This window comes from Rhodococcus sp. T2V (assembly GCF_029269925.1).
In the GTDB taxonomy this organism is placed as follows: domain Bacteria; phylum Actinomycetota; class Actinomycetes; order Mycobacteriales; family Mycobacteriaceae; genus Rhodococcus_F; species Rhodococcus_F koreensis.
Genome location: NZ_JARJBD010000075.1, coordinates 44,608 through 50,636 on the forward strand (window position 1 = coordinate 44,608; position 6,029 = coordinate 50,636).

Below are 6,029 nucleotides of genomic sequence, written 5' to 3' on the forward strand. Positions count from 1 at the left end.
AGGCTGCGACCGTCTCAGGGTGTGCACGGTGCCGGACCGCCGCACCCGGTAACGAAGGTCGACCGGGGCTTTTCCCGCCCCGCGCTTGATCGAGGCCTGTTCCACCGGACGCTCACCTGCCAGGGCGAGCCCCGGGTTCCGACCCCAGCTACCGGAGCCGAAGACTTCTCCACCGGCAATTGATGGTTGATCCGCCCGACCTGGGCTGCACCACACCCGAAGCCGCCGCCGTCGTGCGCACCATCACGATCCGCCCCCTCGATGGCTCCGCCGCTCAGCCCGCCGGCATCGGCCACCGACCAACCCTGGTCCATGCCGGCATTTCGTGGCGCCCACCGCCGCGTTCGTACCGGTTCCACCCATCACCATCGAGCCGAACTGACCGCAGCCCGTTCTTGTGCCGACTGAGGTCCGCGCCGCTGGTGACCGAGACTGTCGTTGACCGGATCCGGGCTATACACCGCACCAGCGGAATTGGCGTGCACATCGCCACGGAGCGCAGTGAGACGTAAAGGGCCCCCGCCACCGATGGGGGCAGTGAACGGGGGCCGACGTGCCGCCGTATCGGTTGCAGCGACCTGCAGCACACGCGCAATCCTACGCACGTGCAATGGGCGGACAGTCACGGATTCCCTTCTTCTCAGCCACATCTCAGTTCTCAGCATTCTCTCAGTGGGGTCGGGTCATACTCCGCGCACAATTGCTGACCTCGGGTTCAGCGTGCCGATGAAATCCGCGCTCTCGCAATCCTTTGTGCCATCGCGGGGGTTCACCGTCCTGCGCCGCGATCGGGCTGCCGAACCTCCCCTTTTCTGGGACAGGGCCGGTCCAGGCGGGCGGCCGGTCATGCCGCGCTTATGTGCCGGTACGTGAGAATCCGCAGGTCATTCGACCGAACCGACGCGATGTCTTCGCCGCGCCCGAAGCGATGCGCCGACCGTTGCGGGTGTCGTGCAGTAACTGACCAGGGGTTCTGTCGATCGTCGATGGTGAACAGCCCTGACGGGCTGTGCGGATCCGGTTCGTCTGCCGTCACAACGGACGAACTGATGAAATGCGCCGTCGTTCCTTGCCTTACAACGGACAATCCGCTCTTCTCTCAGCGATTTCACAGCACTCCCGTCATACGATTGCGCGGGATCGCCCCGTTGGTCTGCCGTCGTCTCGGTGCCGCAAAAGCACGAAAGGGTCAGCGCTGCAGCGGTGTAGGTTACCCGTCAACCAACCAACCCACCTTTGCTGACGGAGATACCGATGTCAATGTGCTGATGATGTTGCTTCTCTTGGTAGTGAGCGTCGGAGGAACGGCTGTCGTTCAACGCCGCTCCAACAACCGGTGAAATCAGCGCTTACACTGGCGGCTCGACCCTTTGGGTGATTTCACGCCCCGCTCGGGCCGCCACACACACTGGCCGACGCGACCCTCAGTCGCGTCGGCCAGCTGCTTGTCGTTCTCGTGTCGTCGTCGGACCTAATTGAGCTTCTGCGGCACACCGTACGTGGTGACGGTGTCACCGCTGGAAGTCACGGCGGTGGCGTACGGCCGGATGGTGACCGCACCGAGCGCACCGGAGATGGAGCCGTGAACTCCCTGCATCCGCACCGACGCCGCCGGACCGTCGAACGACTGGTTCTCCAGCAGCGGGACGGTGGTGATGCCGCCCGGCGCCAGGTCGATGTCGAGTTCCTGCGATGGGATGATGTCACCGGCGAGTCCGACGTTGGTGCCCGCGTTCAGGCTCAGTGATGGATCGGGGAGGATCCCCAGGTTGATCCCGTTGCTCGAACCGATCACAAACCCCAGCCCGGGTGAATTGAGGACGATGGTCGCCCCGCTCAACGCGATCGGATAACCGATCTGGTAACCGACGGTGAGCTTGGTGCCCTTGAACTCCGCCGCGTTCGGGCCGGTGATATTCACCCCGGCGTAACCGTTGTGGAAGAACTCGACACTGGTGGGAACACCGTCCAGCGGCGGGACCACTTGATACTGGGTATCACCCTGCAGGACTTCGACCCGATTGCCTCTCGCATCGACGACGGAGCTGGAATTGTCGACGCCGGCCGAGGCCGTGCCGTTCCCCATGACTATGGCGAGCACGGCAATTCCTGCGACTGCGGCTGCGCGGGTGAAGGCTCTGTATCCAGAGCGAGATGTGCTGATGTCCGTCATACCGACCCCATTCAGAGTGCGTCAAATCAGAGATGAAGAAGTATGCGAAGCGTAACCACAGGGGCGCAGAGAATCTCAGTATTGATCAGAAGTTCACGACCTAGTTTCCTGCGCCCGATGGTGGCACGGCGTGCGGCCCGCTGTCGGGCAAGATGTTGATAGGCAACAGAATTCGGTCCTATCGGAGCAATGCTCGATATCGGACATCGGTGGCAACCACCCACGCAAGGGCGGAAGTGCGCATGGTCCGGGCACACGCGGATCCGACTCACCTCAACCGCTCGCACCCCAGGGTGCGGCGACGGACAGCGCGGCTTGTGTAGGTGTCCACGCGAGCTGAGGAAGCGTAGGCGTTTGTTGCTGAAAGAACGCTGAGAATTGGACTGGGCTGCAAAATTGCATCTCAGCGTGAAATGTGCCCGATGGGACTCGACTCATGCGTGCCGCCGTAACCGATACGGCGGCACGCGCGGGACCCTCAGCGCCACCCGTGGAGCCCGCGCCGCACACCATCAATGGTTCATCGCACACCCCTACAATGCGGCCGTGGATCGACGCCAATTTCTCATTCTCGCCGCGGCAACCGTCGCCGGCGCGGCCGGCTGCAGCATCAGCAGCGCCGAAACCCCGGGCACCGCCGTGCCCGACCCCACCGATCCGGGCATTGCACCCACGCCGGCGGCGTCCCCTGCGCCGGCGGCGGTGCTTCCACCACCGCCACTCGCGTCCCGTATCCGGTTGCCCGGCGGGGGCACCTTGACTGCGTTGCCCGGCAAGGGCGACCTTCTCGCGCTTACCGTCGACGACGGCGTCAGCAGCGACGTGGTCCGGCTCTACACCCAGTTCGCGAAGGACACCGGGGTCCGTTTGACCTACTTCGTCAACGGCCAGTACGACTCGTGGACCGACAACGCCGTCCTCCTGCGGCCTCTCGTCGAGAGCGGTCAGATCCAGCTGGGCAACCACACCTGGTCGCACCCGGACCTGACGACCGTGTCGAAGAGTCGGATCTCCGACGAACTCACCAAGAACCACACGTTCCTGAAGAACACCTACGGCGTCGACGCCGCACCGTACTTCCGGCCGCCGTATGGAAAACACAACGCCGCCGTCGATTCCGTGGCCGCCGACCTCGGCTACACCGTCCCGACCCTGTGGTACGGCTCGCTGTCGGATTCCTCGCTGATCACCGAGGACTACATCGTGAAGATGGCCACCCAGTACTTCACCCCGCAGGCAATCGTCATCGGGCATCTCAACTATCTGCCGGTCACCCACGTCTACCCGCAACTCGTCGAGATCATCCGGAACCGGAACCTGCGCACCGTCACCCTCAACGACGTATTTATCAAGCCCTAAGCCCGGGATCCGGCCCCATTCCGCGATTCAGGACCCCGGATCCCGACACCGCGGCGGACACTGATCTCGCCGCACCGGGTCAGGCGCCAACTCACCGGCACCTGCGCGGTGCAGTCCTGGTCCGGGGTGCGCGCCCGGCGTCCGATGCGGCAGTGGTCAGGACGTCAGCCCCAGCCGGGTGGCCAGCCAGTCCATCTCGGTGGCGAGTGCGGGTGCCCAGACGGCGAAGGTGTGGCCGCCGCGAACCTCCGCGTAGGTCACGTCCATCCCCGCCTGCCGGGCGGCGTCACAGGCCTTACGGATCGACGGCTTGAGCTCCTCGTCGTCGCTGCCGACGACGAAGACACCCGCCGAGCCGGGATAGCGGTGTTCGGCAAGCAGGTCGAGGGGATTGACCCGAGTGAACGCGGCCTGGTTGCCGCCGAACGCGGCGGCCAGGGTGCGTTGATGATCACCGAGGGTGGGTTCCGGGTCCCCGGAGAGGTCCAGGAACGTCGGATACGTCTGGGGGTAATTGGTGGCCATCTGCAGCGCGCAGGTTCCCCCCAGCGACAGTCCACCGATCGCCCACCCGCCCGGGTCGGGATCGACCTGAAGATGCGCCTTGGTCCAGGTGGGCACGTCCTCGGCGAGGTAGGTTGCGGCATGGCCGAGTGGCGAATCGACGCACAGCGGGTTCCCCCAGGTCGATCCGGTCGCGTCGGCGACCACCACGACGGGTCCGAGCCCCCCGTGGTCGCGGGCGAAGTTGTCCATGGTGGTACCGAGCCGGCCTCCGGTGAGCCAGTCTTTCGGTTGGCCGGGTTGACCGGCCAGCAGGACGAGGACCGGTAGCTGTGGTCGCGGGTTGGTGAAATAGGCGGGAGGAAGATAGATGTCGGCGCGGCGAGCGGCGAACCCGGAACGGTCCCCGGGGATGTTCGCGGAGGTCACCGCGCCCGACCGTGGCATGTCCGCCGGTGGCGTCCAGATGGATTCGAGGGGTCGGCCCGAGATCGGTGTCGGTGTGGGCGGGGGAACTGACCGGAAGTCGACGCGGGTCACATGCTCGAACCCCAGGGCTGCGCCGACCGTGGGGTAGGCCGCGAAGAACAGGTTGACCTGTACGGCGCAGGCCGCGACCACCGCGGCGGCGGCAAGAACCGACACCGTTGCCGCCCACACACGGCGGGGAGCGATGAGGATGCGGGGCACCAGCAACGTCACCGCCCACAGGGCGAGGACCGTCCACAGGTAGACGGTGAGGGGTATCGGGTCGGGGAGGGGACGCCACACTCGCTCCACCCGGAACCAGAGGCAACCGGTGAGTACGCCGGCCCCGGCGGCGCACAGCGGTATCGCCCGGTGCCGGAACCACCCCGCCCGCCCGGTCAGCAACCACACCCCGCCCGCCGCACCCGCGGCGGCGACCACGAGCGGGACCGGCCCCGACAGCAACGACAGATCGACCAATGTGTGCCCCTGCAGAATGTCCGAAATTTCTGAGATCTCGCTACCAACCGTTCTACTCGGGTCGTAGCCCCAACTTCCCCGGACCGCTTCTCCGCCAATAGTGTGAGGACATTCCAGACCGCTCGAGGGTCAAATAGGACGGGCGTCCCGGCGACCTGTGGCGTTCCTGAGAACTCGGATTCGGCTGTGAGGGCCCGGCCTACGATGAAGGTGGACCGAGCCTCGATCTGCCCTCGAACCGCCCACCGCGGATCCCGGACATCCACGCGACGGTCACGATTACGCCAGGACGACATCGGTCGAGCGGTGCTCTCTCTGACGGTTCATGGCCGTCCCGAAATGTGGGGACTGACCATCATGAACATGAACACGACCGTCAAGAGGGGCCCACGCTCCCTCCTCGAAGCAATCGTGGTGGCCGCCGCGCTTGCCGCGCTGGCAGCGGGAGCGGCATCGGCCGACGCGACGATGACCGCAGTCGGCGGACCGGGCAAGGTGACTGTGACCGCCAAGGGCGACAACACCGCGCGAGACTGTGATGTCGGCGTGCTGGATCAATCGAAAAGGTCGATCGCTTCGCAAGAGGTCAGTCTGGCGCCGAATAAGACTCACACTGTGACGCTCACCAGCCTTCCTGCAGGAAGCTCCTACACCGTCGTCATGCGCTGCGGTGGCCAGAAAGAGACTTGGGTCGACGGCGTCGCAGTCCGCCCTGCGCCCGATCCGCATTGAACCGAGATACCGTCAGCGAGGTGGTTGGGGGCATGGATTCCTCGCGGCGAGGGGTCGACCAAGAGCGGGTCGGGCGATATTGATCGGTTGATCGTTGAGTAAGCGAGAGAGCTGCACCGTCCGAGAAGCGCCCGCCCTTGTCCCACCACAGCCAGGCTCACCGCAACGCTGACGAACCACCCGCGGATCAAGAATCGGATACCGTTGCGGACGTGGACCATCGGACCCGCGGTCGCCCTGCTTGATGCTCTGGCGGTATCTAACGCGGATTTCCACGCAACTGGTTCGGGGCAACGCGGGTCAGCTGAATTCG

Annotated in this window: 4 protein-coding genes; 2 read left to right on the forward strand and 2 right to left on the reverse strand. The window is 65.3% G+C overall.

Features of this window, described 5'->3' with window-relative positions:
• Nucleotides 1-1,471: 1,471 nt before the first annotated feature.
• The gene (locus P3H15_RS39860) at nucleotides 1,472-2,173 is read right to left on the reverse strand and encodes an MspA family porin (RefSeq protein ID WP_206015643.1); all 702 of its coding nucleotides are present in this window, start codon (nucleotides 2,171-2,173) and stop codon (nucleotides 1,472-1,474) included.
• Nucleotides 2,174-2,719: 546 nt separating this feature from the next.
• Here P3H15_RS39860 and P3H15_RS39865 point away from each other — a divergent pair.
• A complete protein-coding gene (locus tag P3H15_RS39865) occupies nucleotides 2,720-3,532 on the forward strand; it encodes a polysaccharide deacetylase family protein (protein ID WP_276142311.1) in 813 nt (270 codons plus the stop codon).
• A gap of 156 nt (nucleotides 3,533-3,688) precedes the next feature.
• On the opposite strand, the gene P3H15_RS39870 is transcribed toward P3H15_RS39865, so the two are convergent.
• Nucleotides 3,689-4,984, reverse strand: coding sequence for an esterase family protein (locus P3H15_RS39870; RefSeq protein WP_276142312.1), 1,296 nt, complete (start codon nucleotides 4,982-4,984; stop codon nucleotides 3,689-3,691).
• Nucleotides 4,985-5,341: 357 nt separating this feature from the next.
• Here P3H15_RS39870 and P3H15_RS39875 point away from each other — a divergent pair, with 357 nt between their 5' ends.
• The gene (locus P3H15_RS39875; RefSeq protein WP_276142313.1) at nucleotides 5,342-5,716 is read left to right on the forward strand and encodes a hypothetical protein; all 375 of its coding nucleotides are present in this window, start codon (nucleotides 5,342-5,344) and stop codon (nucleotides 5,714-5,716) included.
• The last annotated feature ends 313 nt before the right edge of the window (nucleotides 5,717-6,029 follow it).